1 protein-coding gene is annotated in these 1,390 nt (G+C 65.0%); it reads left to right on the top strand.

The genetic code is table 11. The annotated features are described in order from the left end of the window. On the top strand, positions 1–1,390 hold a 1,390-nt coding region (locus HX778_RS24880; protein ID WP_218167270.1), incomplete at both ends, for an Ig-like domain-containing protein.

Genomic DNA, 1,390 nt, shown 5'->3' with positions numbered 1-1,390 from the left:
TGCAGGACGCGCAGCATAACCCGGTGGCCGGGCAGGATGCCGTGGTGCAGACCACCACGGTAGCCGGGGCAGTCATCAAAGGTAACTGGACTGACAATCAGGACGGCACTTACACGTCGACCTGGACGGCGCAGATCGCCGGTACGGGCCTGAAGGCCACGCTGACGGTGTCTGACGGTACGGTGGAGTCTGCTCCGTTTGACATCACGGCCGCCGCGCCGGTGAAGGCGAACTCCACCCTCGGGCTGGACAAGGCCCGCTATGTGGCCGGCGACGATATGCAGGTGGTTGCGACGCTGCAGGACGCGCAGCATAACCCGGTGATCGGGCAGGATGCCGTGGTGCAGACCACCGTGGTAGCCGGGGCAGTCATCAAAGGTAGCTGGACCGACAATCAGGACGGCACTTACAGCGGCGTGTTCACCGCCACCACTGCCGGCACGGGCCTGAAGGCCACGCTGACGGTGTCTGACGGGGAGGTGACCTCTGGAGCCTACGCCATCACGGCCGCCGCGCCGGTGAAGGCAAACTCGGATATCACCCTGGACAAGACCAGCTACGTGGCCGGCGACGACATGCAGGTGAGGGTCCAACTGAAGGACGCGCAGCATAATCCGGTGGCCGGGCAGGATGCCGTGGTGCAGACCACCACGGTAGCCGGGGCAGTCATCAAAGGTAACTGGACCGACAATCAGGACGGCACTTACACATCGACCTGGACGGCGCAGATCGCCGGCCCGGGTCTGAAGGCCACGATGACGGTGTCTGACGGCAAAGTAGAGTCTGCTCCGTTTGACATCACGGCCGCTGCGCCGGTGAAGGCGAACTCCACCCTTGTGCTGGACAAGAACAGCTACGTGGCCGGGTCGGACATGCAGGTGACGGTGACGCTGCAGGACGCGCAGCATAATCCGGTGGCCGGGCAGGATGCGGTGGTGCAGACCACCGCGGTAGCCGGGGCAGTCATCAAAGGTAACTGGACCGACAATCAGGACGGCACTTACAGCGGCGTGTTTACCGCCACCACCGCCGGCACTGGCCTGAAGGCCACGCTGACGGTGTCTGACGGGGAGGTGACCTCTGCCGCCTACGACATCACGGCCTCGGCGCCGGTGAAGGCGAACTCGACCCTCGGGCTGGACAAGGCCAGCTACGTGACCGGCGACGACATACAGGTGGTGGCGACGCTGCAGGATGCACAGCATAACCCGGTGGCCGGGCAGGCCGCCGTGGTGCAGACCACCGCGATGCCCGGGGCGATGCTGAAGGGGAGCTGGACCGACAATCAGGACGGTACCTACAGCGGCGTGTTCACCGCCACCACCGCCGCTCCGGGCCTGAAGGCCACAATGACGGTGTCTGACGGTACGGTGGAGTCTGCTCCGTTTGA

Origin of the sequence: Cedecea sp. P7760 (assembly GCF_013386425.1) — a bacterium.
Classification (GTDB): domain Bacteria; phylum Pseudomonadota; class Gammaproteobacteria; order Enterobacterales; family Enterobacteriaceae; genus Cedecea; species Cedecea selenatireducens.
The sequence above is the reverse complement of the archived record's forward strand: the minus strand, read 5'-3'. Positions and strand labels throughout refer to the sequence as shown.